Origin of the sequence: Ottowia caeni, assembly GCF_050821495.1 — a bacterium.
GTDB lineage: Bacteria > Pseudomonadota > Gammaproteobacteria > Burkholderiales > Burkholderiaceae_C > Ottowia > Ottowia caeni.
Map to the genome: position 1 here is coordinate 909,273 of NZ_CP151080.1, position 25,325 is coordinate 934,597.

The following is a 25,325-nucleotide window of genomic DNA, read 5'->3' on the forward strand; positions in this document are numbered from 1 at the left end:
GATTTCATAGGCCCTGCATGGACCGGTTTCTATTTCTTGCCCGGCGCTCCGTCAAGGCGGTGCTGGTCATTCTGTGCGTCATCGCGATCAATTTTGCGCTGATTCGTGCTGCGCCGGGTGACCCGGCCACCATTCTCGCCGGTGAGGCGGGTGCGGTTGACGCCGGGTTTGTCGAACGGATCCGCCAGGATTACGGCCTGGATAAGCCGGTGCCGGTGCAGCTGCTCACTTACATGAAGCAGTTGTTAAGTTTCGACTTCGGTGAGTCCTACCGCGAAAGCAGGCCGGTGAAAGAGATCGTCCTGGAGAAGTTGCCTGCCACGTTGCTGCTGACCCTCAGCGCCTTCTTTTTCTCAGTTGTTGTAGGGGTGACTCTGGGTATTGCTGCTGCGAGGCGCGCGGGTACGTTGCTCGACACAGTCATCACGGCTGGTTCGCTCGTCTTCTTCGCCATGCCTCTTTTCTGGATCGGACTGCTGGCCATTGTGCTGTTCTCAATGAAGCTGGGCTGGCTGCCGCCCTATGGAATGAGCACGGTAGGTGCCGATCTCACTGGCTGGGAAGCCGTTCTGGATATTGCGAGGCATCTTTTGATGCCGGCTATTACGCTTGGCCTGTTCTATGTGGCTATTTACACCCGTGTAACGCGTGCTGCCGCGTTGGAAGTGATGGACCAGGATTTCGTCAAGACGGCGCGCGCCAAGGGTGTGCCCGAGGGGCGGGTGTGGCGTCGTCACATTCTGCGCAACTCCGTGCTACCGGTGATCACCTTTGTCTCTTTGCAGGCCGGTCACATCATGGGCGGATCGGTATTGATCGAAACCGTTTTTGCTTGGCCCGGCATTGGTCGCCTCGCATTCGATGCGCTGTTCCAGCGCGACTACAACCTGCTGCTGGCTGTGTTCTTCGTCAGTTCCGTCATGGTGGTGATCTTCAACCTGGTCGCCGATGTTCTCTACAGCATCGCAGATCCACGCATCGAGTTGCAGAAATGAAAGACTTCCTGAACCGCTTGCTTCGCCAGCCGGCAGGGGCCATAGGGGCGCTGATGCTGCTGATCATATTCGCGCTTGCTTTGGGTGCCGACTGGCTCTATCCAGGAGACCCCTGGGCCATGGTGGCTGACCCCAGCCTCCCTCCTTTCAGCCCGGGCTACCCCTTCGGTACGGACATGCTGGGTCGCGACGTGGCAGCCGGCGTGGTGCATGGTGCGAGGGTTTCGCTTCTGATCGGGCTCATTGCCACGGCGGTAGCGGTTCTGGTGGGCACGGTGCTGGGTGCCGTCGCGGGTTATACCGGTGGCTGGGTGGACGATGTCATCATGCGCTTCACCGAGATATTTCAGACCATTCCGGGCTTTCTGCTGGCGCTGCTCATGGTGGCGATTTTCGGCCCGTCGATTTATTCGATAGTAGGTGCCATCGGTGTCATTTCCTGGCCATCCGTGGCGCGACTGGTAAGAGCCGAGTTTCTCTCGCTGCGAACGCGTGATTTCGTGAAGGCTGCGGTGTTGGGGGGACAGTCCAGCACACGCATCGTGTTCCGGCAGATTCTTCCCAACACTCTTTCACCGATCGTAGTGGCTGCATCCCTGATGATGGCTACTGCCATTTTGCTGGAATCATCCATCAGTTTTCTGGGGCTGGGTGATCGAAGCATGATCACCTGGGGGTTCATGATTGGCGCCGGCCGTACCACGCTGCTTCAGAGTTGGTGGCTCTCGGCGGTGCCGGGTGTGGCTATCTTCATCACGGTGCTGGGTCTGAATCTACTCGGTGACGCCCTCAATCAGGCATTGAGTCCTCGTCGACGCCAGGGGGCAACGCATGACCATGAAGACTTTGCTGAGCATTCGCGATCTCAGTGTGGCGCTGCCGCCGGGGGGATCGTGAGTTTGCCGTTCAGCACGTTTCGCTCGAAGTACCGGCCGGTCAGACGGTGTGCGTGGTCGGCGAATCAGGTTCTGGAAAATCGGTCATGGCCAATGCGGTGATGCGCTTGCTGCCGCCTTCGCTGCGTGTGACTGGTGGGCAGATGACGCTTTCAGGTGAAGACATCCTTTCGCTGGATGCCGAATCCTTGCGCCGTATGCGTGGATCGCGCATGGGCATGATTTTCCAGGAGCCCATGACGGCACTGAACCCGGTCATGACCGTGGGCGATCAGATCGACGAAGTACTCCTCGTGCACGGTGAGCGAGATGCTGCGAAGCGTGAGCGCAGAGTGCTGGAACTGATGCGGGAGATGAGTCTTCCAGAGCCGGAAACACTGCGTCATCGCTACCCTTTCCAGCTTTCCGGGGGGCAACGTCAGCGCGTGGTGATCGCGATAGCCATGGCCCTGGAGCCGCAGTTGCTGATTGCAGATGAGCCGACCACAGCGCTGGATGTCACTACGCAGGCGCAGATTCTCGCGCTCGTCAAGCGATTGCAGGTCACACATGGCATTGGGGTGCTTTTCATTACCCACGATTTTGGCGTCGTCGCTGACATAGCCGACCGAGTGGTGGTAATGCAGCAGGGGACGGTTGTGGAGACCGGGCGCGCTGATCAAGTGCTGAGGCATCCTGAGCATCCTTACACGCGTCGTTTGATTGATGCGGTACCCCGCCTGCGCGATGCGACTGATGACGCTGACACTGCGCCACGGCCTGCTCCGCTGTTGCGAATTGAACATGTGAGCAAGAGCTATCGAGCGCGGGGCATAGGCTTTTTCGGAGGTCGGGGTCGTACACAGGCTCTGCAGGACGTGAGTCTCGAGATCGGTGAAGGCGAGACCGTGGGTCTCATTGGAGAGTCGGGTTCTGGAAAGACAACTCTCGGCCAATGTGTGATGCGTCTGCTTGATGTGGATCAGGGGCGCATCGTATTCAACGGCGTGGAAATTCAGGATCTGCGCGGTCGTGCGCTGAAGGCCATGCGTCCTCAGATTCAGATGATTTTTCAGGACCCATTCGCTTCGCTCAATCCGCGTCACCGCGTGGGTCGCATCGTGACGGAAAACGCCATTCTTTGCGGAGTTCCGCCTGCGGAGGCCGATCGGCGCATGCAGGAGGTTCTGAAAGTGGTGGGTCTGGACTCGGGCGCCGTGAATCGCTACCCGCATGAGTTCAGCGGCGGCCAGCGCCAGCGCATTGGTATCGCGCGGGCCTTGGTGATGCAGCCGCGCCTGATCGTGGCCGATGAAGCGGTTTCAGCCCTGGATGTCTCGGTTCAGCAGCAGGTCCTTGCCTTGTTGCGTGAAGTTCGGGAACGCTTGGGCTTGGCGATGTTGTTCATCACTCACGATCTGCGTGTGGCCAGCCAGTTGTGCGACCGCATTGCCGTGATGCACAAAGGTCGTGTGGTGGAAACCGGCACCGTTCAGTCTGTCGCCAGAGCACCAGCGCATCCCTATACGCGCAGCCTGTTTGAGGCTATGCCGGGGCAGTCCTGGGAGCGCGACGACGCCCTTCCCGAACTGGCCGTGGCCTGAACTGAGCTGATCGAGTTACCTGTTCCGTTCTCACCTTTTTGCCTGGTTGAACCTTTTCGAATCTCACAAGGAGTCCATTCTTTCCATGACTACCTCATACGAAAACCTAGCGCTTTATATCGACGGCGAGTTTGTTCAGGGCGGAGGCCGCGTGGAGCAGCCGGTGATTGATCCGGCTACCGGCGAGACCATTGGTCAGCTACCGCATGCTACCCGCGCCGATCTGGATCGCGCTCTGGCTGCGGCTGAGCGCGCTTTTGCCACCTGGCGTCATGTGTCGCCGACCGATCGCGGCGCGATTTTGCGAAAGGTTGGAGAACTCAGCCGCGAACGCGCCAAGGATATTGGTCGCAACATCACGCTGGATCAAGGCAAGCCGCTCGCGGAGGCGGTGGGTGAAGTCTTGCGCTGCGCTGACCATTGCGATTGGCATGCCGAGGAGGGGCGTCGTATCTATGGGCGCGTCATCCCCCCGCGCATGCCCAATGTGCGCCAGTTCGTTCTGCGCGAACCCATTGGCGTGTGCGCTGCATTTACGCCCTGGAATTTTCCCTACAACCAGGCCATCCGGAAAATTGCTGCCGCGATCGCTGCGGGTTGCACCATCATCATCAAGGGACCGGAGGATTCGCCCAGTGCGGTGGTGGCCATTGCGCGCCTGTTTCACGAGGCCGGTTTGCCACCAGGCGTGCTCAATGTGGTCTGGGGTGTTCCGCACGAGGTGTCAGAGTACCTGATCGCCTCGCCGATCGTGCGCAAGGTTTCCTTCACCGGCTCGGTACCTGTTGGAAAACAGTTGGCAGCGCTTGCAGGCAGTCATATGAAGCGCATCACCATGGAGTTGGGCGGCCACTCGCCGGTGATCGTATGTGCTGACGCTGATGTGGAGCGCGCTGCCACTATGCTCGCGGGATTCAAGTTCACCAATGCCGGTCAGGTGTGCGTTTCGCCCACGCGGTTTTACATTGAGGAGCCAGTTTGGGATCGCTTCATGGCCCGCTTCACAGAAGTGAGCCGAGGCATCAAGGTGGGCCCGGGCCTGGCCGCCGATACGCGCATGGGTCCGCTGGCGCATGCGCGCCGCGTGACGGCGATGGCCGAGTTCGTGGAGGATGCTCGTGCGCGCGGCGCACGTATCGAAACCGGTGGTGAGCGCCTGGGTGATTCAGGTAATTTCTTTGCGCCGACCGTAATTGCAGCGCCACCGGACGACGCCAAGATCATGCAGGCCGAACCATTTGGCCCACTGGCTGCATGTGTGCCGTTCAAAGATCTGGATGAAGCACTTCGGCGCGCCAACAGCCTGCCGTACGGTTTGTCCTCCTATGCGTTCACAACCAACACGAGCAACGCGCTGCGGATCCAGAACGGCTTGGAGGCCGGCATGGTCAACATCAACCACTTTGGCCAAGCCTTGCCCGAAACGCCTTTTGGCGGTGTGAAGGACAGTGGTATTGGCAGCGAAGGCGGTAGTGAAACCTTCGACGGCTACCTCGTGACGAAGTTCGTCACTCAAATGGACTGATGGACTGATTTCGGTAACGCGTTTGCCCACTCTTAGACGACTTGAATAAACCCATGGGAGCCCACATGAAAACCACGTTCAAAAAAGTATGGCGTGCATCCACCTTGGCTGCTTGCTTGAGCATGTCCACAGCCTGGGCCGCAACGCCGGCGGATACGCTGGTCATTGCGCGCGATATCAGTGCTTTTCTCTCGCTCGATCCGGCTGAGGCGTTCGAGGTGGCCTCGGGCGATAGCCTTAACAACCTTTACCTGAGGCTGGTGCAGCATGATCCTCTGGATTTCAGCAAGATCATTCCGGGCGCTGCCGAGAAGTGGGAAACCGCTCCCGACGGCAAACAGATTGTCTTCACCATTCGCAAGGGTTTGAAGTTTCAGTCGGGCAACCCGCTGACTGCGGAGGATGCAGCATTTTCTTTGCAGCGCGGGATTCTGCTCGACAAGCAACCGGCCATTATTTTGCGCCAGTTTGGCTGGACTCGTGACAACGTCAAAGAGCGTGTTCGCGCCGACGGCGACAAGCTGATTCTCAGCTTCGAGAAGCCCTACGCCACTGATCTGATACTCAGCGCACTGAGCGCCGCCATCGCGTCGGTGGTGGATAAGAAACTGGTGCTCTCCAATGAAAAAAGTGGAGATTTGGGCAACGGCTGGTTGCGCACACGTTCTGCAGGCGCGGGCGCTTACCGATTAATCGAGTGGAAGGCCAAGGATGCGGTCGTCATGGAGGCATTCGCGGGCTACCAGGGTGGTACCGCGCCGAAGCTCAAACGCGTGATCACGCGTCACGTGGCCGAGGCTGCCGCTCAGCGCCTGCTGCTGGAAAAGGGAGATGTGGACGTGGCTTCCGATCTGAACCCCGATCAGGTGCAGGCGATTGCCAATAAGCCTGATCTCAAGGTGGTTCAGATTCCGCGGGGCAACGTGTACTACCTGGCAGTCAATACATCCAACCCCAAGTTCGCCAAGCCTGAAGTGTGGCAGGCCATGCGTTGGGCTATCGACTATGAGGGCATTGCCAAGCAGCTCTTCCGTGGGCAGTACAAGGTGAATCAGAGCGCGGTGGCCAGTGGCACCGACGGTGCGCTGACCGAGCAGCCCTACAAGCTGGACATCGCCAAGGCCAAGGCGCTTCTGGCCAAGGCTGGTGTGCCGGAGGGTTTTTCGACCAGCATTGATGTGATGGCCGCCAGCCCTTACCGCGAGATTGCTCAATCTGTGCAATCCACTTTTGCTCAGGCAGGTATCAAGCTTGATCTGAAGGTGGGCGATCCAGGGCAGGTGGTTACAGGGTATCGTGAGCGTCGTCACGAAATGATAGTGTTTGTCTGGGCGCCGGACTACTCCGACCCGAGCTCCACGCTGGAGTTTTTCAGCAGCAACACCAACAATGCGCCCACCGCCAGTAACAAAAATGCGCCCTGGCGCGCGCACTGGCTGATTCCCCAGCTGACCGCCAAAGTTGAAGGTGCGCGGCACGAAGTGGACAACGCCAAACGCATGAGTATCTATGGCGACATACAGCGCACGCTGCGCGACGATTCTCCATTCAGCTTTATCGTGCAGAAAGTGGAACCCATTGCTGTGCGGTCAAACGTACACAACTATAAGGGTGCCGTCACTTTCGATTCGACCGCGTTTCACGTGATTGAAAAGCGGTGAGCGCCTTGGCCTCCTCCTTGCAGGTAGCAGATGACGCCGCGCCTGCGCTAACGCGCGGGCCGGGCAAGGCACGGCGCCGCCTGCGTTGGCTGGCCTCGACCTTGCTGACAGCGTTCATCACACTGTTGGGCCTGTTGGTCGTGACATTCGCGCTCGGCCGTGTGCTGCCAACCGACCCGGTGTTGCGCGTGGTGGGCGACCGTGCCTCGCAGGAGCAATACGACCAGGTGCGGCGCGAGATGCGCCTGGATCAACCGCTGCCGGAGCAATTCGTGGCTTTTGTGGGCGACATGCTGGGCGGCAATTTTGGCCGCTCGCTGGTCACAGGCAATCCGATCGCTGAAGACGTGGTGCGTCATTTTCCGGCTACCTTCGAATTGGCGACCATGGCGATCGTGCTCGGTGTGCTTGCCGGGATTCCACTTGGAGTGGTGTGCGCGCAATATGCCGGGCGCCTGCCTGATCATCTGGGGCGTGTGCTTTCCCTGGCTGGTCATTCGATGCCGATCTTCTGGTTAGGCATTGTTGGTCTGCTGATTTTCTATGCAAACCTGGGTTGGGTGGCGGGACCTGGTCGGCTTGATTTGGCCTATCGATACTCAGTGCCGACGGTGACCCATCTATTGCTGATCGATACACTGCTTGCAAAAGAGTGGGGTGCGTTTCGCAATGCGTTTTCGCATCTGATTCTGCCGGCCAGCTTGCTGGGCCTGGTGGCCATGGGTTATGTGACGCGCATGACACGCAGCTTCCTCCTTTGGCAGTTGCGGCAGGACTACGCCCTGGTGCTCAGGCTTAAGGGTTTGTCCGAGAGCGCGATACTCTGGCGCCACGCACTGCGCAATGCGGCTGGCCCTATTCTGGCCATTGTTGCGTTGACTTACGCCTATCTGCTTGAGGGCGCGGTACTCACCGAAACGGTTTTCGCCTGGCCGGGTTTGGGCATGTACATCACTGATTCGCTGTTTGCAGCTGACATCCCTGCGGTGCTGGCGGCCACGTTGCTGGTTGGCACCATTTTCATGCTGGTCAATATCGCCAGTGAACTGATCCAGGCGGCGCTCGACCCCCGCTCCCGTTCTGTATGAATCTTGTTTCAGTTTGCTCGGGGTGGCTTTCTACGGACACGCCGGCCACTCGTACCCAGGCACGCCTGGGCGCCACTTATCGACTCGTGCGCCGCTTGTTCCGACATCCACTCGGGCTGGCAGGCATGGTGCTGGTAGGCATCATGGTTCTAGTTGCTCTGCTGGCTCCTTGGCTGCCGTTGGTCGACCCTGTGGCGCAGGCGCTTGGCGAGCGCTTGTTGCCGCCGTCAACTCAGCATTGGCTCGGCACCGATACCCTGGGCCGTGATCTTTTTTCGCGTGTGGTCTACGGAGCCCGGCCCACGCTGGCCATTGTGGCCATGGTGTTGCTCGCCAGTGTTCCCGTAGGCTTGCTGATTGGTGCCGCAGCAGGTCTCTGGGGTGGTTGGCTCGACGCCGTGCTGATGCGTCTTGCCGACGTGTTCATGGCGTTTCCGAGGCTGATCCTGGCGATTGCTGTGGCCGCGACCTTGAGCTCTGGTCTGTGGACAGCCGTGATCGCCATCGCACTGACCGGCTGGCCACCCTATGCCCGTGTGGCACGTGCGGAAGTAGCGGCGCTGCGCAGTGCCGAGTTCATACAGGCGGCCAAAGCGCTGGGTGTCTCCCGTCTGCGCTTGCTGTTGCGTCATGCGCTGCCGCTGTGTCTGCCCTCTGCAGTGGTGCGCGCAGCGCTCGACGCGCCGGGGATCGTGCTCATTGTGTCCGGCCTGGGATTTCTGGGGCTTGGTCTGCCGCCCCCTTCTCCCGAGTGGGGCGCCATGGTGGCTGAGGGGCGAGCCATCGTGTTCGAGGCTTGGTGGGTGTCTACGCTGCCTGGTCTGATGATTCTGCTTTTGAGCCTCGGATTCAACTTCCTTGGCGATGCGATGCGGGACGTGGTTGACCCTGGGGTGAGATGAGATCCCCCTGAGTCGCTTGCGCGCCTTCCCCCTGAGGGGGGACGCACCCGGCGGACTGGCAAAGCCAGCTCCGCGGGTGCACTGGTATGGCCAGTTCCGCGGCCTCCCGACGCCAGTTGCGTGGGTACCCCTGAATTGGCTGCTTCGCGGCCATCTGACTTTGTCGATTTCTTCGGCTTGCCTGGGAGAAAACCTGGATGAATAACAACACAAAGGCTTTGCTCGAGATTCAAAACCTCAGGATTTCGTTCGACACGCCGCAGGGCCGTCAAGAGGCGGTGCGAGGGGTGAACCTCACCATGGGCCGCGAGCGCATAGCCGTGGTGGGTGAGTCTGGTTCAGGAAAATCGATCAGCTTTCGGTCGCTGCTAGGCCTGCTGCCGGCCAGTGCTACCGTTCATGCCGACCGACTCAGCTTGCAAGGCGATGACCTGCTGGCGCTCGGTCCGCGAGCCTTGCGCGCGATACGTGGAAAGCGCATTGGCATGGTTGTGCAGGATCCAAAGCAGGGTCTCGATCCGCTGATGACCATTGGTAAGCAACTGGCCGAGATGCTGAGGCTGTGCGGAAAGGTGCCGCGCACCGGCGTGCAGCAGCGCGTGCGCGAACTTCTGGCTGAAGTGCACATCCGAGATCCGAAGCGTGTGGCTGAGCTTTATCCGCACGAGGTTTCGGGCGGTATGGCGCAGCGCGCAATGCTGGCCATGATGCTTTCGGCTGAGCCGGATTTGTTGATCGCCGACGAAGCCACTTCCGCACTGGATGCCGTCGTGCGACACCGCATTCTTGATCTGATCGACGAGCAGGTCCGCATGCGTGGCATGGGGCTGGTGCTCATCAGCCACGATCTGGATCTGGTTGCAGGCTATGCCGATCGCATTCTCGTCATGTATGGCGGTCGTGTGATGGAAGAATTGCAAGGCGGGCAGATGGCCGATGCCAAGCACTCCTATACGCGTGGCTTGCTGGCCTGCCGTCCTTCACTCGACCACCCCGGCCGTGAGTTGCCTGTTCTGAATCGGGAGGCCTCATGGCTGCAGTGACCGAAATTGCTTTGGGAATCAAAGATCTGGTAGTTCAGCGTGGTAGAGCCCAAGTGGTCAACGGTGTCTCATTTGACGTTCCGCGTGGAGGCAGCCTCGGAATAGTTGGGGAATCAGGGTGCGGCAAGAGCACCATCCTGCGGGCAGTGGCTGGCATCGACACTCACTGGTCAGGCCTGATTGAGGTGGCTGGCCGACGTATGGGTACGCGACGCTCGCTGGCAGACCGTCGTGCCATGCAGATGGTGTTTCAGGACCCTTTGGCTGCGCTCAATCCCAGTCATACCATCGACGAGATTCTGCGTGAGCCGCTGGTTGTACACGACGTGGGCGATCGCGAGGCGCGCATCGCCGAGGCGATGCAAACCGTAGCGTTGCCGCTCACACTCCGTTTTCGCTTTCCGGGTCAGCTATCGGGCGGGCAGCGCCAGAGGGTGTGCATAGCTCGGGCACTCCTGGTGAAGCCGCAGGTGCTGCTGCTGGATGAGCCTACGTCCGCGCTTGATGTTTCCGTGCAGGCCGAGGTGCTTAATCTGCTCGCCCGTTTGCGACGTGAGCAACAGCAGGCGTTTGTGCTTGTCAGCCACGATCTTCACGTGGTAGCGCACATGTGCGACCAGATTGCTTTCATGGTGGGCGGTCGCTTTACCGACGTGCTGACCCGTCAGCAGCTTCGCGGTGCTCGCTTGAGTGACCCTGAAGCGCAGCGGCTGCTGGAAGCGGCGTTGAGTCATTGAAATCGACGAACCTTGTTACCTACCGAGTCAGATTTTTTAGCCATGAGTCGATAGGGATGTGGTTCAGATCGCCCACCCGTCTTTTCTGCCTCGGCCTACAAGCAAACTGACCATGTCGGCTTGGAACGTCAAGACCTTTGAGCCAGAAAACTTTGGCTGATCACTCGTCATTTTTTCTTCACCCGCCTATTTTTACGTGACCGCGACATGACAACCCTCAAGACTCTTCTCAATCCCCGCAGTGTGGCGGTGATCGGCGCCTCCGAAGACCAGACCAAGTTTGGGGGCCGCCTCTACAAGACACTCTTGCAGCACCAATATGGCGGTACTGTGTTTCCCATCAATCCCGCCCGCGAGACGCTTTTTGGGATCAAGACTTTTCCCTGTATCGACGCTACACCCAAGGCGCCAGACATGGTCGTCATGGCCCTGCCGCGCGACAAAGTCAAGGCTGAGATCACCGCTTGCGCTGCGCGTGGAGCCAAGGCAGGGATCATCATTACCTCCAAGTTTTCTGATGCTGGTCCCGAGGGTCTGGCACTGGAGCTTGAAATTTTGGCCGCCGCTCGCGAGCATGGCATGCGGCTTATTGGCCCCAACTGCCTGGGGCTCATCAGTCCGGCCAACAAGCTGGTGCTGTGCTCTTCACCAGCCCTCAACGTGCCCAGCCTGATCGAGGCGCCTATTGGCTTCATCAGCCAGAGCGGTGCGCTCATGGGAACGTTGTTTGATCGTTCCTACGGCATGGGCATCGGCTTCTCGCACTGCGTGTCGGTAGGCAATCAAGCCGATCTGGAGCTTTGCGACTTCGTGGAGTTTCTAATAGAAGATGAGCGTACCCAGGTGATCTGCAGCTATGTGGAAGGGATCAAATCAGCGCCGCGCTTCGTGGAGTTGGCCCGCCGCGCACGTGCAGCTGGGAAGCCCTGGCTAATGGTTAAGGCCGGGGCCAGCGACGATGGTAGCCGTGCCGCCTATTCGCACACCGCCAGCATGGCGGGTGATTTTGCTGCGCTCAAGGCGATTTGCGAGCGTGAAAACGTCGTTCTGATGGATGACCCGCTCAACATGCTCAGCCTTGCGAGAGCGATGGTGCGTTACCCGAAGCGCCGGGTGCGCGATGTGGCCGTTCTCACCACTTCCGGCGGCGGTGGTGCGATTACGGCGGATCAGCTCTCACAAGCTGGCGTTGGCCTGGCGCGTTTCAGTGACTCAACAAAGATGGAATTGGCGGAGTATTACTCTGAAGGCCAAGCCGGCAATCCGATCGACAGCGGTGGCCGCAAGTCGGACGCCGTTCCCAAACTTGGCGCTGTGACCGCGGAGATCGCCATGGCCGACACGGCTGTCGATCTGGCCCTGATGGTGCTCACGACAGCGCCCGACGTTCCGGCGTTCACACGCCAATTGGCCGACGGCGCCGAACGGCCCGGGGCTGGCGGGAAGCCCGCGCTCTTCGTCATGTTGCCAGGCCGGGTTGCTGAGCCCGCCCGGCAGATGCTCGTCGAGCGCAGTTTGCCCTATGTGGACACCCTGGCCGAGGCGATGGCTGTGTTGCGCGGCTGGAAGTCCTGGTCCGACCACCGGGAACACGGTGCGCCACAGCGTCCCGATGGCATGCCCGCTACCGCAGTGCCGGCAGACGGCATGCTGGCTGAAGGCGCCTCGAAGCAACTGTTGGGGCGCGCTGGAATTCCCGTGAATCAGGAGCGCATCGTTTCAAATGCGGAAGAAGCCGTTGCTGCCGCCGGCGATCTCGGATACCCGCTGGTTCTAAAGATCGTTTCCCCCGATATTGCCCATAAATCCGATGTTGGTGGCGTGGCGTTGAACATCACGGATGCAGATGATCTGCGGGGGCGACTCGCCGCCATGCGTGCCAGCGTGGCAAGCGCCGCACCCCAGGCGCGAATCCAGGGCTATTCGCTTCAGAAGCAGGAAAGTGGCGAGCTGGAACTGATTGTGGGTGCCCGACGTGATCCGCAGTTTGGCGCACAGGTCGTAGTGGGCGCGGGAGGGGTGCTCGTGGAGCTGCTCAAGGATGTGGCCGTGTTGCCCGCCCCTGTAGATGCCGAGAGCGCGCGTCGCGCTCTGGAAGCGCTCAAGGTCGCCCCGTTGCTGCGCCCCTTCAGAGGTCGCGGTGCTTTGGATGTGAGCGCTGTGGTCGACGTCATCGTGCGGCTTGGCTGGTTGGCGCATGACTTGGAATTGGCTGGCCGCGATTTTGAAATCGAGGTGAACCCGCTCAAGGTCAAGCTTGCCGGACAAGGCGCTGTGGCGGTTGATGCCCGTGCGCGCATTGACGTCTTCAGAATCTCAATCTGATTTCTTTCATCCAGTTCCAGTTACTTCCTCAGGAGAAAAACATGTCGCAAGTCATCATTGAGCAGCACGGCAAGGTCACGTTGTTCACCATCAATCGTCCTAACCGCAAGAATGCCATCTGCAAGGACACCGCGCTGGAGCTTCAGGCCGGTTTCGCCGCCTTCGACGCTTCCGAGCAGCGTGTGGCGGTCGTCACCGGGGCGGGCAATGAGGCGTTCTCATCTGGCGCCGATGTGACCAATTTGCCCGAACTATGGCGATGCATTCCGGGCTCGGGCTTCACCACCGACAAGCCGATCATTGCCGCCACTGCAGGCTGGGTGGTGGGCGGCGCTCTGGTGTTCACCATGATGTGTGATCTCATCGTGGCGGCCGAGAACACGCGCTTTTCGTATCCTGAAGCTCGTCTTGGTTTTACGGGAGGCATGATCGCAGGGTTGGCCGGACGCATTCCTCACAAGGCCGCTATGGACCTGATGCTCCTGGGAAGGCCCATGGGCGCGCAGCGCGCTTACGACGTGGGTTTGGTCAGTGATGTGGTCGACACCGGCAAGCAGGTCGAAGTTGCGATGGAGCAGGCGCAAGTCATGGCAGATTCGGCGCCGTTGGTGCTCGCTACCATCAAGCGCTTCGTCAATCAGCATGTACTCGCCAAGGGGCCTTCGGAAATCATGTCCGAGACGATGCGCCAACTTGACGTGGTGCGCGAGAGCGCCGACACACGGGAAGGTATGATCGCCTTCCGCGAAAAGCGCGCGCCCAACTACATCGGGCGCTGAAAGGCTTGAGCGTTCCGGGCGAAGCCCGGTGAGGGCTTACTGGCCCTTCAAAGTTGTGAGGGCATAGCCAGCGGTCCCTGGTCTCCGCTTGTGCGAACATTGCATGTTCACCATGATTATTCCGTTACAGAAAGGTTGCATTTTCATGACCCATTTCGCTGTTCGCCGCTTAGTCCTGGGCTCTGTAGCCGCCATTGCCGCCCTGACGGCTGCGTCCGGAGTGCATGCGCAAAATGTCAAAACGGTGGGAGTGACCGCCATCGTTGATCACCCCGCGCTGGACTCCGTGCGCAAAGGTGTACAAGACGAGTTGAAGGCCCTGGGCTGGGAAGAGGGCAAGAACTTGCAGCTCAGCTACCAGAGCGCACAGGGCAATACCGCGACTGCGGGCCAGATTGCACGCAAGTTCGTCGGTGACAAGGTGGATGCCATCGTGGCCATTGCCACACCCAGCGCACAGGCCGCAGTGGCTGCAACCAAGAGCGTTCCTGTGGTCTTTACTGCTGTGACCGACCCGGTGGCTGCCAAGTTGGTCAAGGAATGGAAGACTTCAGGCACGAACGTGACCGGCGTGTCAGACCGGCTGCCGCTGGCCGCGCAGATCGATCTGCTGCTTCGGGTCAAACCAGGTGCTAAACGTGTGGGCTTCGTGTACAGCCCCGGTGAAGTCAACTCGACCATCGTTCTGAAAGAATTGAAGGCGGAGCTGGGCAAGCGTGGCATGAGCGTGGTAGAGGCTGCCGCTGCGCGCACGGTAGACATTCCCTCCGCCGTCAAAAGCCTGGTGGGCAAGGTGGATGTGATCTACACCACCACCGACAACAACGTGGTTTCAGCATACGAATCCATGGTTCGTGTGGCCGATGAGGCCGATATTCCGCTGGTTGCTGCCGATACCGACTCGGTCAAGCGCGGCGCCATTGCTGCTCTGGGCATGAACTACTACGATCTGGGTCGCCAGACCGGCAAGATCGTTGACCGCATTCTTAAAGGTGAGAAGCCTGGCGCCATTGCGCCTGAAATCGGCTCCAAAATGTCTCTGGTGGTCAACCCGGGTGCGGCTGAAAAGCAAGGTCTGAAATTGCCTGAAGCACTGATCAAAGAGGCTGCTGAAGTCGTGAAATGAAGTCTTGATGACACGGCTGAAATAAAATCCAGCACCGGCGCCTGCGTGGCGCCGGTGCCGTTTCCTGGCTGAAACACTGATTAATCAAGACTGAAACCGCCCCATGTCGATGCTCTCATTCATGGGCGCGCTGGAAATTGGCCTTATCTTCGCGCTTGTGGCGTTGGGGGTGTGGATCTCGTTTCGCGTGCTCGACTTCCCCGACCTTACCGCCGATGGCAGCTTCCCGCTCGGCGGTGCCGTGGCCGCGGTGCTCATCGTCTCGGGCTATAACCCTTGGCTGGCCTGCGGGGTGGCCATGGTGGCTGGTGCGGCAGCTGGGTTCTTGACGGGTTGGCTCAATGTGCGACTGGGCATATTGCAGTTGCTGGCATCCATCCTGACCATGATCGCTCTCTATTCGATCAATCTGCGAATCATGGGAGCGCCCAATGTACCCCTGCTCGGGGAAGCCACGGTATTCAGCCCCTTCGTGGATGCGGACGGTGAAGCCTATTGGATGCATCCCTTGGTGTTGGTGGTTATTGTTCTCCTGGTCAAGCTGGCGCTGGACTGGTTTTTCTTCACAAATGGGCTTGGCATTGCGCGCCACGGGTGCCAACCCGCGCATGGCACGCTCCCAGGGCATTCCCACTGGCCGCATGGTGCTGGGGGGCATGGCGCTTTCCAATGCCTTAATAGCATTGGGCGGCGCGCTCTACGTGCAGACGCAAGGCGGGGCCGATGTTTCCATGGGGTTGGGCACGATCGTCATCGGCTTGGCTGCCGTCATCATTGGCGAAACACTGATGCCCAGCCGCTCCTTGTTTGTCATCACCTTGGCCACGGTGGTGGGGGCGGTGCTTTACCGGCTGTTCATTGCCCTGGCCCTGGAGGCCGATTTCATCGGCTTGAAAGCGCAGGATCTCAATCTCATCACGGCCGTGCTGGTGGCTGTGGCCCTGGTATTGCCGCGCTTCAAATCCAAATGGCGCAAGCCCGCCAGTTCGGCAAAAAACAGCGGGGGTGGCCAGTCATGATGCAATTGCTCGATCTGCAAAAGACTTTCAACCCTGGGACCCCCATCGAGAACCCTGCATTGCGCGGCGTCAACCTTAAAGTGGCGGCAGGTGAGTTCGTCACGGTGATCGGCTCCAACGGCTCAGGAAAATCCACCACATTGAATGCCATCAGTGGCGATTTGCTGGTCGACAGCGGCAACATCATCATCGATGGCCGTGATGTGACTCGCCTGAATGCCTGGCAGCGAGCCGGCATGGTGGCTCGGGTGTTTCAAGATCCTATGGCCGGTACCTGTGAAGCACTCAGCATCGAGGAGAACCTCGCTCTCGCATGGCAGCGTGGGCAGCGCAGGGGCCTGGGGCGTGCGGTCCGGCCGGATCTGCGTACCTTGTTTCGCGAGAGGCTGACCCACCTGAACCTGGGCCTGGAAAACCGGCTGAGCGACCGCATGGGCCTGCTCTCCGGAGGTCAGCGGCAGGCTGTCAGCTTGCTGATGGCTGCGCTACAGCCCTCACGCATTCTGCTGCTCGATGAGCACACAGCGGCGCTCGATCCCAAGACGGCAGCTTTCGTGCTGCAACTGACTGACCGCATCGTGGCCGAGAATCAATTGACCGCCCTCATGGTGACTCATTCCATGCGGCAGGCGCTGGACCACGGAACTCGCACCGTCATGCTGCACCAGGGGCAGGTCGTACTGGACGTGTCCGGCGAGGAGCGCTCCCGCATGGATGTGCCTGATCTTCTGGCCATGTTCGAGCGAACCCGAGGCGAGAAGGTCAGCGACGACGCACTCATCTTAGGGTGAGGTGAGCGGCTCCTGCAGCATCGCCAGGATCTCTCCGCGGTGCTCGTCGAGTTGGGGTGATGGCGCGTGTCGTTTGGGGTAGCCCAGTCCTGACATCAGGATCGGCGTGGCGGGAGACATCAATCCCGTTGTTCCCTGCGGGGCCAGGAATCCGCGACTGATCAATTGGGGGTCTTCCATCATGGCCTTCACGTCATTGATTGGGCCGGAGGGGACGCCGGATCGCTCGAATCGGTCCAGCCAGACCTCCACCTTGTCTTCTGCGAGGCAGGACTCTATGGCGACCTTGAGTTCAGCTTGGTTCTGCACTCGGGTGGCGCGTGTGGCAAAGCGGGGGTCGGTACACCATTCGATATGTCCGAGTACCTGAGCCAGGCGTGAGAAGAGCAAATCTCCGCCGGCCGTGATGACGACATACCCGTCTGCCGCCTTGAACGTGTCAAAGGGGGCTGTGCCGGAGTGGCGTGAACCCATTCGAGTAGGTGGAGTGCCGTCTGCGGCGTGCCTCGCCAATGCGCTTTCAAGCAAGGCGACCTGGCATTCGAACATCGACACATCTACCCGGCTGCCTGTGCCTGTGCGAGAGCGCTGCAGCAAGGCGGCCTGGATGCCGTTGGCCGCGAATATGCTGGCGGCCAGGTCTCCGAGCGAGGTGCCCACCCGAACGGGCGGTCCGTTCTCGTGACCGGTCATGCTCATCATGCCGCTCATGGCCTGCACCACCAGATCGTAGGCGCCTCGGTGGTTATACGGCCCAGTCTGGCCGAAGCCTGAGACCGACGCCACTACCAAACGAGGGTAATGGGCGGAAAGTTTCTCCCAGCTAAAGCCAAGTCGGTCCAGTACGCCTGGACGAAAATTTTCGATCAGGACATCGGCTTTGGGTAAAAGGCGCTCGAAAATGGTCCGGTCTTCGGCTTTCTGCAGATCCAGCGCGATCGACTTCTTTCCGCGATTGAAGGTGGAGAAGTAGGCGGATTCATCGCCTATGAAAGGCAGGAAATGCCGGGCCTCGTCGCCCCCTTCTGGATGTTCGACCTTGATCACCGTCGCGCCCAGATCTGCCAGCATCATGGTGCAATAAGGACCTGCAAGCACGCGGGTGAGGTCCAGCACCACGAAACCGGTCAGCGGCCCGGGTTGAGTTGTCTCAGTGTTTTGGGTCATTCGATACGCAGGCCGTTTTGGTTGTTGACACGCCTTGGTGTCAGCGCATCATAGGTCGCGCCATTCACGCGAGCCATTCTTGGTGCAGCAAAGCTGATATGCATGCCGGATTCGAGTGTGCGGCACGACAATATCCCCGATGTTCACTGAAAAAAACAGGGGCCGCTGAATGAACTCTTGGTGTATTGAAAATCGCAAGTGGTCAGACGTCGTTTCCAGGTTCAATTGAAAGCGTCGACATGATTATTCTTCAAACTCCTGCTGACTTCCTGGACTTGGTGGGCAAACCGCTCGGTGTCAGTGACTGGTTCACCATAGAGCAGCAACACATCGACGATTTTGCGCGCAACACGGGCGATGATTTCTGGATTCACGTCGATGTCGAGCGCGCCGCGCGCGAGATGCCTGACGGCAAGACCATTGCACATGGCCTGTACATGCTGGCATTGGTGCCCAAGTTGCAACGTCAGGTCTTCCGGGTGGAAAAACGCGGCAAAGGGCTGAACTATGGTTCGGACCGGGTGCGATACACCGCCCAGGTCCCGGTAGGGTCCCGCATACGACTGCGCCAGTCGGTGAAGTCTGCCGAGCGCTCTGGCGCTGCCACGCGCCTGGTGACAGATTGCGTGATCGAACTGGAGGGCAGTGAACGTCCGGCGGTAGTGGCGGAATTCATATTGCTCATGCAGGATGAATGAATGAGTGAGTGAGGCAGATCGAACAGTGTTGCCGAGAAGTGCGGTGCGCTCCGGTCCGCCTCAATCCAGCCCCCTCACCAACGCCATAGCCTCATCCACCCTCTCCACTGCATGAATAGTCAAGCCCTCAAAAGATTTGTCCGACTTCTTCGGTGCATTGGCCTTCGGCACCACGGCCACTGAGAAGCCCAGCTTGGCGGCCTCTTTCAGCCGCTCCTGCCCACGCGGGGCAGGCCGCACCTCGCCTGCCAAGCCCACCTCGCCAAATGCAATGAACCCCTTGGGAAGTGGTTTACCTCGTAAACTGCTGGTGATCGCCAGCATGACAGCCAAGTCGGCTGCAGGCTCACTGATGCGCACGCCCCCCACGGCGTTGACGAACACGTCCTGGTCGCCCGTGGCCACGCCCGCGTGCTGGTGCAGCACGGCCAGCAGCATGGCCAGTCGGTCCCGCTCAAGACCCACAGAGAGTCGCCGCGGACTGGGACCGCCAGAATCCACCAGAGCCTGAATTTCGACCAGCATCGGCCTGGTCCCCTCAAGGGTCACGAGCACGCAACTTCCAGGCACCGGCTGAGAATGCTGGCTCAAGAAAATGGCGCTGGGGTTGCTGACGCCCTTGAGACCGCGCTCGGTCATCGCGAACACGCCGATTTCATTGACCGCGCCGAAGCGGTTCTTGATCGCACGCACCAGGCGGTAACTGGAGTGCGTGTCGCCCTCGAAATAAAGCACGGTATCCACCATGTGCTCCAGCACGCGTGGGCCAGCCAGTTGGCCGTCCTTGGTGACGTGGCCAACGAGAACGATCGCACACCCACTTGATTTCGCGTAGCGCGTCAGATGCGCCGCGCATTCGCGTACCTGCGCCACACTGCCGGGGGCGCTGGTGAGCTGGTCGCTGTACACCGTCTGGATGGAATCGATTACCGCCACGGCCGGGCGCTGGCTCGCAAGTGTGGCCAGGATTTTCTCCAGCTGGATTTCAGGCAACACTGCGACCTGTGAGCCCGTGATCCCCAGACGCCTGGCACGCAGTGCCACTTGGGCTCCGCTTTCCTCGCCCGTTACGTAGAGGGTGTTGAGTTGCGCGCGCTGCAATGCGTCGAGCGCTTGTAACAGCAGTGTCGATTTTCCAATACCAGGGTCACCCCCAATCAGTACCACGCCTCCCTCAACGATGCCGCCGCCGAGAACCCGGTCAAGCTCGGGCTGGCCCGTGGGCGTGCGTGCCACGTCCACCGCCTCTATGGCTGCCAGCGGACGAGCCTCGCTGCTCGGCGCCAACGCCGCGAATGCAGCGCCCATCCGGTTCTTGCCCGCTGTCGGGGCTTCCGGTGTGGATTCGATCAGGGAATTCCATGCGCCGCACGACGGACATTTGCCCAGCCAGCGTGCGCTGGACGCACCGCATTCATTACAGATGTATATGCTCTTGTCTTTTGCCATCGCTGGATCGTACCGGCGCTGCGCGTTCTTGGTAGAAAATGCAGCCAGAGAAATTCATGCAAGACATCAGGAGTACCCCAATGATGAAGCGCCACGCCTTATGGGTCGCCGTAGCCGCCACTGCGTTGGTGGCCTGTGGAGGGGGCTCCGATAGCTCTCCTGCACCTACGCCAGCCCCGGCACCTGCACCCGGCCCGGCGCCCGCACCCATCCCGGTCGTGGGTGATCGCATTGAGCCACTGGATACCGCGCTGTTGCCGCGAAGTGCCTCGTTCAAGGTGTCGAAGGCTGCAACACGGCAGGTTCCAGCGGGTGTGCCGGTGGCACGAGTGGAGCTTGGCCCTCTGTTGGTCACCAAGTCGGCTCCACCTCAGGCCAAGGGGACTGCCCTGAAGATCGGCGAAGGTCGGGAAATCCCGGCTACAGCCCACGCTGCAGATCTGGCGGCGTTGCTGAATTGGAGCGCGACTGCCGACGGAGGCCAAGTAGCCGCCATTGCATTTTCCGCAGAGGGAGCCCGGGGGATTCGTCTGGGCGTGCTGGTCCACAGTCTTCCCGACGGTGCCACGTTGCGCTTTTATGGCGTAGATGACGCAGTGGTGGAAATGAGTTCTTCGCAAGTGGCCAACCTGCGCCGGAACAACGAAGCTGGCGCCGTGCCAGGTGACGACGCTCGAATGGTCTGGGGGCCAGACACGGCTGGGTCCGTCAGTACTCTGGAGGTGCAATTACCACCAGGTGCAAAGCCTGGCGCGCTCCAAGTGGCGGTGCCACGCCTGTCGCACCTGACCATGACCGCTACCCAGGCCTGGACACCACAGAAATCCGTGGCCAACATTGGCGACTCTGAAAGCTGCAATCTCGATGTGATGTGCAGGCCTGACCTGCAGGACGAAAGCCGGTCGGTCGCCAAGATGATCTACACCAAGAGGGACGGCGTTGCCTACATGTGTACCGGCACCTTGTTGAACGATGCCGCCAGCAGCCGCACCCCGTATTTTCTGACAGCCGCACATTGCATCTCAGACTCGTATTCTGCCGGTAGCCTCGTCACGTACTGGTTCTTCCATGCCGCCTCGTGCAACAGCACGCCGCGGTATGCCTCGGAGGTGATGCGCATTGAAGGCGGTGCCGACTTCCTGTGGACCGATGAGGTAATCGACACCACCCTCCTGCGACTTTCGGGGCCGCCACCTGCGAACGTGGTGTATGCAGGCTCCTACTTTGGCTCTGGCGTGGTGCCGGGGCTGGAGGTGACCGGAATTCATCATCCTGCCGGCGATCTGCAAAAGTACAGTGTCGGTCAGGCGCTGGGCTATGCCACCTGCGTTGGCGGCGCTTGTTCGCAGGCCGATGTCACCTCAGGCGGCAGCCTTCGGGTTTCCTGGCAGTCGGGCACGACTCAAGGCGGTAGCAGTGGCTCGGCCCTTTTTGCACGATCGGGCAATACGCACTATGTGGTTGGCACACTGTTTGGAGGCAACGCCAGCTGCCAGAATGCTTCTGGTTCAGACTACTACGGGCGTTTTGAGAAGTCCTTCGCTGCTGGCATTAACCAGTGGCTCATAGGGCAGTAATGCGCTGAGCGCCTTTTCCTGGGCTGGGCGCTTCCATCTGGTCATGCCAAGACGCGCGCGAAAAAGTGCCGGCATGAAGAATCATGCCTGGATCCGGATCCTGGTTCAAGGTTCCTGGTTCAAGGTTCCTGGAACTTGAGAGCAACGGCTGTTACTCAGTGAATTCAGTTTGCTGAATCGTTCCGTACTGGCGCTGCTTGCGCCGTGTTCGCGAACAGGCTTTCAGCTCAGCCGGTCGATTTCCGGTGACTGAAGAGGCCTGCCTGCATGTCGCATGCGGCGCCATGCCTCTCAAGACCAACACACCTGACAGGAAACCAGATGATGAAACGCTATGCCTTCTGGGCAGCAGCGGCGGCGATTGCTTTGAGTGCATGCGGGGGAGACTCGATCTCTGAGTCTCACTCTGAATTCGTGCCTGCACCCGTACCTGCACCCGTACCGGCTCCGGCACCAATACCTGCACCAGCGCCGGAGCCTGCACCAGCGCCGGAGCCTGCACCGGCAGTGCCTTACACAAAAGATCGAATCGAACCACTGGATACAGCGCTCTTTCCGGGCGCCGTACCGAAGAAGGAGGCGAGATCAGCGCCAAAGCGGGTTCTCGCGGGCGCCTCCCTGCCGCGAATAAGTCTGGGTCCCTTTGCAGGTTCTGGTCCATCCGATCCGGCGGTCAAGTTTGCTCCCTTGAAAATCGGTGATGGTCGCGAGATTCCCGCTACTGCCCACTCCTGGGGTCTGGCGTCGCTTCTGAACTGGCAACCAACTGCCGATGGAGGTCTCGTGGCGGGCATCGAGTTCTATTCGGAAGGTGCGCGTGCCATCAGGCTGGGCGTGCTGGTCGACAGCATTCCTGAAGGATCTGTGCTGCGCTTCTATGGCGAAGGAGACCAAGTCTCTGAATCCACCTCAGCCCAGATAGGAAGAATACGCTTGCTCAACGAAGCCGGAGGCATTCTGGGAGACAGCGCGCGCATGTATTGGGGAGCGGACACAGCCGGCGCCATCAGCACCATGGAGATTCAGCTTCCTCCGGGCGAGAATCCCGATGACTTGCGGCTTGCGGTGCCTCGTCTTTCCCACATGTACCTAAATCCTGCACTGCCTGCATCGATGCAAAAATCCGCTTCAGACATAGGTCGATCCAGCTGGGCCAATCCGGATGTGATGTGCAGATCTGACTTGCAGGCAGAAAGCCGGTCCGTTGCCAAGATGGTGTTTTCTCGAGAAGATGGCCTTGTTGGGATGTGCACTGGAACGTTGCTGAATGATGCATCAAACAGTCAGACCCCGTACTTTCTGACGGCGAACCATTGCATCAAGAATCAGCATGAGGCCTCCACGCTAAAGACCTACTGGTTCTTTCGGGCTGCCGGCTGCAACCGCTCACCACAATCCGACCAAGCTTCGACTGTCCTAACCGGCGGTGCCGAGCTTCTGTTTAGTGACCCTGAAACCGACACGGCACTGCTTCGGCTGAATGCCCGTCCGCCAGCCAAGGTGGTTTATGCAGGGTCCTATTTCGGAGAGGGTGTAGGGCCGGGGCTCGATGCGAGCAGCGTCCACCATCCGTGGGGCGATTTTCAGAAATATTCAGACGGTCAAGTGGGGGGCTATGTGGCGTGTGGGGCGGATCGCCTTTGCACAATGGCAAAAGACGCTTCATTCGGCTTGCTCTCGGTAAATGTACATAAGGGCATCGCTGAGCCGGGAAGCAGTGGTTCACCCCTGCTCATACAGCTGGGCCATACACGTTATGTCGCTGGCGCTCTGTATGGTTATCTAACCAACTGCATGGAATGCGAAGGTCAAGTTGCAGTGTACGGGCGGCTCGAGCTGGCTTTTCCCAAGGGTATAGGCCGCTGGTTGACTCCATAGGTGTCGGTCGGACCTGGAGTTCGCCGTAACTACTGAGGTTTCAGTGCGCGCGGTGCCCCTCACCGCGTCACAATTGAGCCATGAGCATCACTGTTGACGATTTTTCCCTGCCACCCGAGGGTGCCTTGCCGCGCGTGGTGTCGGCCGCTGCCGCAACTCCTCAGGAAGAGGCGCTTGAGCGAGCCCTGCGCCCAAAGCTGCTGCACGATTACGTGGGTCAGGCCAAGGCGCGTGAGCAGCTGGAGATTTTCATCGGCGCGGCAAAAATGCGCGGTGAGGCGCTCGACCATGTGCTGCTGTTTGGCCCGCCCGGGCTTGGCAAAACCACGCTTTCGCACATCATCGCGCACGAGCTGGGTGTCAATCTGCGCCAGACCAGCGGCCCGGTGCTGGAAAAGCCCAAAGATCTGGCCGCGCTGCTGACCGGTCTGGAGCGTAACGATGTTCTCTTCATTGACGAGATCCACCGGCTGAGCCCGGTAGTCGAGGAAATTCTCTACCCCGCGCTGGAGGACTACCAGATAGACATCATGATCGGGGAGGGCCCTGCGGCCCGCTCAATCAAGCTGGACGTGCAGCCCTTCACGCTGGTGGGTGCCACTACCCGTGCGGGCATGCTCACCAACCCGTTGCGAGACCGCTTTGGCATCGTCGCACGGTTGGAGTTCTATACGCCCGAGGAGCTAACCCGCATCGTCGAGCGATCAGCAGGGCTGCTCCAGGTACCGACCGAGCTGGAAGGCGCACGCGAAATCGCCCGTCGCAGCCGGGGCACACCTCGCATCGCCAACCGCCTGCTGCGCCGGGTGCGAGACTACGCTGACGTCAAGGGTGAAGGTCGCATTACGCGAGACATCGCCCACCTCGCGTTGGCCATGCTGGATGTCGACCCTTTGGGCCTCGATGTCATGGACCGCAAGCTGCTGGAAGCCGTGATCCATCGCTTTGACGGAGGACCAGTCGGGCTAGACAACATTGCCGCCAGCATCGGTGAAGAGCCGGGTACCATTGAGGACGTGATCGAGCCTTACCTGATTCAACAGGGCTACCTGCAGCGCACGCCGCGTGGGCGCGTGGCCACCCTGGCAGCCTACCGGCACCTGGGAGTGGCAGCTCCTCAATCGCCCGGCGGGTTGTTCGCAGACGACGAGCGCGGGTAAGCCCCCGGTAAGCACACTCACGCTTGGACATGAGGGGATAATTGCGGGATGCACATTCGCTTTACCAAGATGCAAGGCGCTGGGAACGACTTTGTCGTGCTCGACGAGACGGCGGGCTCGTTAGGGCTTACGCCAGCACAATATCGCTGGCTGGCGGATCGGCACTTCGGCGTAGGTGCCGACCAAATTCTGGGCGTGCGGTCCGCTACACAACCGGACGTCGATTTTGAGTATGTCATTCACAACAGTGATGGTGGCGAGGTGGAGCATTGCGGCAACGGAGCGCGCTGCTTTGTGCGTTACGTGCGCGGCCATGGCCTGACCAGCAAGCGCACGGTGCGCGTGAAGGTCAAGCACGGAACCATCGAGTTGACCGAGCAGCCCGACGGCCAGGTCACCGTCGACATGGGGGCCCCCATATTTGACCTCCCCATGGTTCCGTTCACCCCGGGAGACATGCAGTCCATCGCGCACGGCAACTGGCAGCTATGGCCTCTTGACTTGGCGCAGGGCGCCGCCGCCCGCGTCGCAGTTCTCTCCATGGGCAATCCCCATGCGGTGCAATTGGTGGAAGATGTGGACGCTGCCCCCGTTCTGACCCAAGGGCCGCTGATTGAGCGGCACCCAGCGTTTCACAATCGCGTCAATGCCGGCTTTATGCAGGTGCAAGACCGGAGCCATGTGCGCCTGCGCGTCTATGAGCGCGGTGCCGGAGAAACGCTGGCCTGTGGCACTGGCGCTTGCGCAGCGGTGGTGGCCGGCATACGCCTGGGCCTGCTTGACGCCAGGGTGCAAGTGGAAACGCGCGGCGGTACGTTGACCATTGAGTGGGCAGGCCAGGAAGCTAGCCCTGTGCTGATGACCGGCCCAGCCAGCACTGTTTTTGAGGGCGAAATCGAGATTCCGGAAAGCTTATGACCCCTGCC

18 protein-coding genes and 3 pseudogenes are annotated in these 25,325 nt (G+C 60.1%); 19 read left to right on the forward strand and 2 right to left on the reverse strand.

Going from position 1 to position 25,325, the window contains the following annotated elements; all coding sequences use genetic code 11:
- The first annotated feature begins 17 nt into the window (after positions 1-17).
- The 14 genes and pseudogenes from AAAK34_RS04360 to AAAK34_RS04425 all read left to right on the forward strand — a co-directional run bounded on the left by AAAK34_RS04360 (position 18) and on the right by AAAK34_RS04425 (position 16,470).
- On the forward strand, positions 18-995 hold the full coding sequence (locus AAAK34_RS04360) for an ABC transporter permease (RefSeq protein ID WP_231695303.1): 978 nt from the start codon (positions 18-20) through the stop codon (positions 993-995).
- A pseudogene (locus AAAK34_RS04365) lies at positions 992-1,819 on the forward strand (ABC transporter permease); the annotation flags it as partial. The gene AAAK34_RS04360 and the pseudogene AAAK34_RS04365, both read left to right, overlap by 4 nt.
- Before the next feature lie 7 nt (positions 1,820-1,826).
- Positions 1,827-3,474 (forward strand): annotated as a pseudogene (locus tag AAAK34_RS04370) (ABC transporter ATP-binding protein).
- 85 nt (positions 3,475-3,559) lie between these two features.
- The gene (locus AAAK34_RS04375) at positions 3,560-4,999 is read left to right on the forward strand and encodes an NAD-dependent succinate-semialdehyde dehydrogenase (RefSeq protein ID WP_231695300.1); all 1,440 of its coding nucleotides are present in this window, start codon (positions 3,560-3,562) and stop codon (positions 4,997-4,999) included.
- 65 nt (positions 5,000-5,064) lie between these two features.
- Positions 5,065-6,660 (forward strand): ABC transporter substrate-binding protein, encoded by a 1,596-nt coding sequence (locus AAAK34_RS04380; RefSeq protein ID WP_231695299.1) that lies wholly within the window; start codon positions 5,065-5,067, stop codon positions 6,658-6,660.
- Positions 6,657-7,748 carry an ABC transporter permease gene (locus AAAK34_RS04385; RefSeq protein ID WP_431777793.1) on the forward strand — a complete coding sequence of 364 codons (1,092 nt, stop codon included), beginning with the start codon at positions 6,657-6,659 and terminating at the stop codon, positions 7,746-7,748. Before AAAK34_RS04380 ends, AAAK34_RS04385 begins: the two co-directional genes overlap by 4 nt.
- Entirely contained in the window at positions 7,745-8,650 is a 906-nt protein-coding gene (locus tag AAAK34_RS04390; RefSeq protein WP_231695297.1) for an ABC transporter permease, read from the forward strand. The genes AAAK34_RS04385 and AAAK34_RS04390 overlap by 4 nt, the downstream gene beginning before the upstream one ends.
- A gap of 197 nt (positions 8,651-8,847) precedes the next feature.
- A complete protein-coding gene (locus tag AAAK34_RS04395) occupies positions 8,848-9,693 on the forward strand; it encodes an ABC transporter ATP-binding protein (protein ID WP_231695296.1) in 846 nt (281 codons plus the stop codon).
- Positions 9,681-10,430, forward strand: coding sequence for an ABC transporter ATP-binding protein (locus AAAK34_RS04400; RefSeq protein WP_231695295.1), 750 nt, complete (start codon positions 9,681-9,683; stop codon positions 10,428-10,430). Before AAAK34_RS04395 ends, AAAK34_RS04400 begins: the two co-directional genes overlap by 13 nt.
- Positions 10,431-10,637: 207 nt before the next feature.
- Positions 10,638-12,755 (forward strand): acetate--CoA ligase family protein, encoded by a 2,118-nt coding sequence (locus tag AAAK34_RS04405; protein ID WP_231695294.1) that lies wholly within the window; start codon positions 10,638-10,640, stop codon positions 12,753-12,755.
- Between the two features lie 41 nt (positions 12,756-12,796).
- A complete protein-coding gene (locus AAAK34_RS04410; protein ID WP_231695293.1) occupies positions 12,797-13,534 on the forward strand; it encodes an enoyl-CoA hydratase-related protein in 738 nt (245 codons plus the stop codon).
- A 145-nt stretch (positions 13,535-13,679) separates the two neighbouring features.
- A complete protein-coding gene (locus AAAK34_RS04415) occupies positions 13,680-14,660 on the forward strand; it encodes an ABC transporter substrate-binding protein (protein ID WP_231695292.1) in 981 nt (326 codons plus the stop codon).
- 121 nt (positions 14,661-14,781) lie between these two features.
- Positions 14,782-15,679, forward strand: a pseudogene (locus AAAK34_RS04420) (ABC transporter permease).
- Positions 15,676-16,470, forward strand: coding sequence for an ABC transporter ATP-binding protein (locus tag AAAK34_RS04425; protein ID WP_231695290.1), 795 nt, complete (start codon positions 15,676-15,678; stop codon positions 16,468-16,470). The pseudogene AAAK34_RS04420 and the gene AAAK34_RS04425 overlap by 4 nt, the downstream one beginning before the upstream one ends.
- Here AAAK34_RS04425 and AAAK34_RS04430 read toward each other — a convergent pair.
- Positions 16,462-17,637, reverse strand: a complete 1,176-nt coding sequence (locus tag AAAK34_RS04430) for a CoA transferase (protein WP_231695289.1) — start codon at positions 17,635-17,637, stop codon at positions 16,462-16,464. The two genes, AAAK34_RS04425 and AAAK34_RS04430, sit on opposite strands and share 9 nt — an antisense overlap.
- Before the next feature lie 239 nt (positions 17,638-17,876).
- Between AAAK34_RS04430 and AAAK34_RS04435 the strand changes: the two genes are divergently transcribed.
- Positions 17,877-18,335: a MaoC family dehydratase gene (locus AAAK34_RS04435; protein WP_431777794.1), complete on the forward strand. Its 459-nt coding sequence runs from the start codon at positions 17,877-17,879 to the stop codon at positions 18,333-18,335.
- 60 nt (positions 18,336-18,395) lie between these two features.
- Here the strand turns inward: AAAK34_RS04435 and radA are convergent, their stop codons facing one another.
- Positions 18,396-19,784 carry a DNA repair protein RadA gene (gene radA / locus AAAK34_RS04440; RefSeq protein ID WP_231695287.1) on the reverse strand — a complete coding sequence of 463 codons (1,389 nt, stop codon included), beginning with the start codon at positions 19,782-19,784 and terminating at the stop codon, positions 18,396-18,398.
- Between the two features lie 80 nt (positions 19,785-19,864).
- Between radA and AAAK34_RS04445 the strand changes: the two genes are divergently transcribed.
- The 4 genes from AAAK34_RS04445 (at position 19,865) to dapF (ending at position 25,317) form a co-directional block, all read left to right on the forward strand.
- Positions 19,865-21,361 (forward strand): trypsin-like serine peptidase, encoded by a 1,497-nt coding sequence (locus AAAK34_RS04445; RefSeq protein WP_431777795.1) that lies wholly within the window; start codon positions 19,865-19,867, stop codon positions 21,359-21,361.
- 687 nt (positions 21,362-22,048) lie between these two features.
- A complete protein-coding gene (locus AAAK34_RS04450) occupies positions 22,049-23,239 on the forward strand; it encodes a trypsin-like serine peptidase (RefSeq protein ID WP_431777796.1) in 1,191 nt (396 codons plus the stop codon).
- 80 nt (positions 23,240-23,319) lie between these two features.
- On the forward strand, positions 23,320-24,399 hold the full coding sequence (gene ruvB / locus AAAK34_RS04455) for a Holliday junction branch migration DNA helicase RuvB (RefSeq protein WP_231695285.1): 1,080 nt from the start codon (positions 23,320-23,322) through the stop codon (positions 24,397-24,399).
- Between the two features lie 48 nt (positions 24,400-24,447).
- Positions 24,448-25,317 (forward strand): diaminopimelate epimerase, encoded by an 870-nt coding sequence (dapF, locus tag AAAK34_RS04460; RefSeq protein ID WP_231695284.1) that lies wholly within the window; start codon positions 24,448-24,450, stop codon positions 25,315-25,317.
- Positions 25,318-25,325 lie beyond the last annotated feature (8 nt).

Excerpts from the sequence above, each read along its gene's own strand:
- AAAK34_RS04360 (WP_231695303.1), top strand. The coding sequence starts at position 18 with ATGGACCGGTTTCTATTTCTTGCCCGGCGCTCCGTCAAGGCGGTGCTG.
- AAAK34_RS04375 (WP_231695300.1), top strand. The coding sequence starts at position 3,560 with ATGACTACCTCATACGAAAACCTAGCGCTTTATATCGACGGCGAGTTT.
- AAAK34_RS04380 (WP_231695299.1), top strand. The coding sequence starts at position 5,065 with ATGAAAACCACGTTCAAAAAAGTATGGCGTGCATCCACCTTGGCTGCT.
- AAAK34_RS04390 (WP_231695297.1), top strand. The coding sequence starts at position 7,745 with ATGAATCTTGTTTCAGTTTGCTCGGGGTGGCTTTCTACGGACACGCCG.
- AAAK34_RS04395 (WP_231695296.1), top strand. The coding sequence starts at position 8,848 with ATGAATAACAACACAAAGGCTTTGCTCGAGATTCAAAACCTCAGGATT.
- AAAK34_RS04400 (WP_231695295.1), top strand. The coding sequence starts at position 9,681 with ATGGCTGCAGTGACCGAAATTGCTTTGGGAATCAAAGATCTGGTAGTT.
- AAAK34_RS04405 (WP_231695294.1), top strand. The coding sequence starts at position 10,638 with ATGACAACCCTCAAGACTCTTCTCAATCCCCGCAGTGTGGCGGTGATC.
- AAAK34_RS04410 (WP_231695293.1), top strand. The coding sequence starts at position 12,797 with ATGTCGCAAGTCATCATTGAGCAGCACGGCAAGGTCACGTTGTTCACC.
- AAAK34_RS04415 (WP_231695292.1), top strand. The coding sequence starts at position 13,680 with ATGACCCATTTCGCTGTTCGCCGCTTAGTCCTGGGCTCTGTAGCCGCC.
- AAAK34_RS04425 (WP_231695290.1), top strand. The coding sequence starts at position 15,676 with ATGATGCAATTGCTCGATCTGCAAAAGACTTTCAACCCTGGGACCCCC.
- AAAK34_RS04430 (WP_231695289.1), bottom strand. The coding sequence starts at position 17,637 with ATGACCCAAAACACTGAGACAACTCAACCCGGGCCGCTGACCGGTTTC.
- AAAK34_RS04435 (WP_431777794.1), top strand. The coding sequence starts at position 17,877 with ATGATTATTCTTCAAACTCCTGCTGACTTCCTGGACTTGGTGGGCAAA.
- radA (WP_231695287.1), bottom strand. The coding sequence starts at position 19,784 with ATGGCAAAAGACAAGAGCATATACATCTGTAATGAATGCGGTGCGTCC.
- AAAK34_RS04445 (WP_431777795.1), top strand. The coding sequence starts at position 19,865 with ATGATGAAGCGCCACGCCTTATGGGTCGCCGTAGCCGCCACTGCGTTG.
- ruvB (WP_231695285.1), top strand. The coding sequence starts at position 23,320 with ATGAGCATCACTGTTGACGATTTTTCCCTGCCACCCGAGGGTGCCTTG.
- dapF (WP_231695284.1), top strand. The coding sequence starts at position 24,448 with ATGCACATTCGCTTTACCAAGATGCAAGGCGCTGGGAACGACTTTGTC.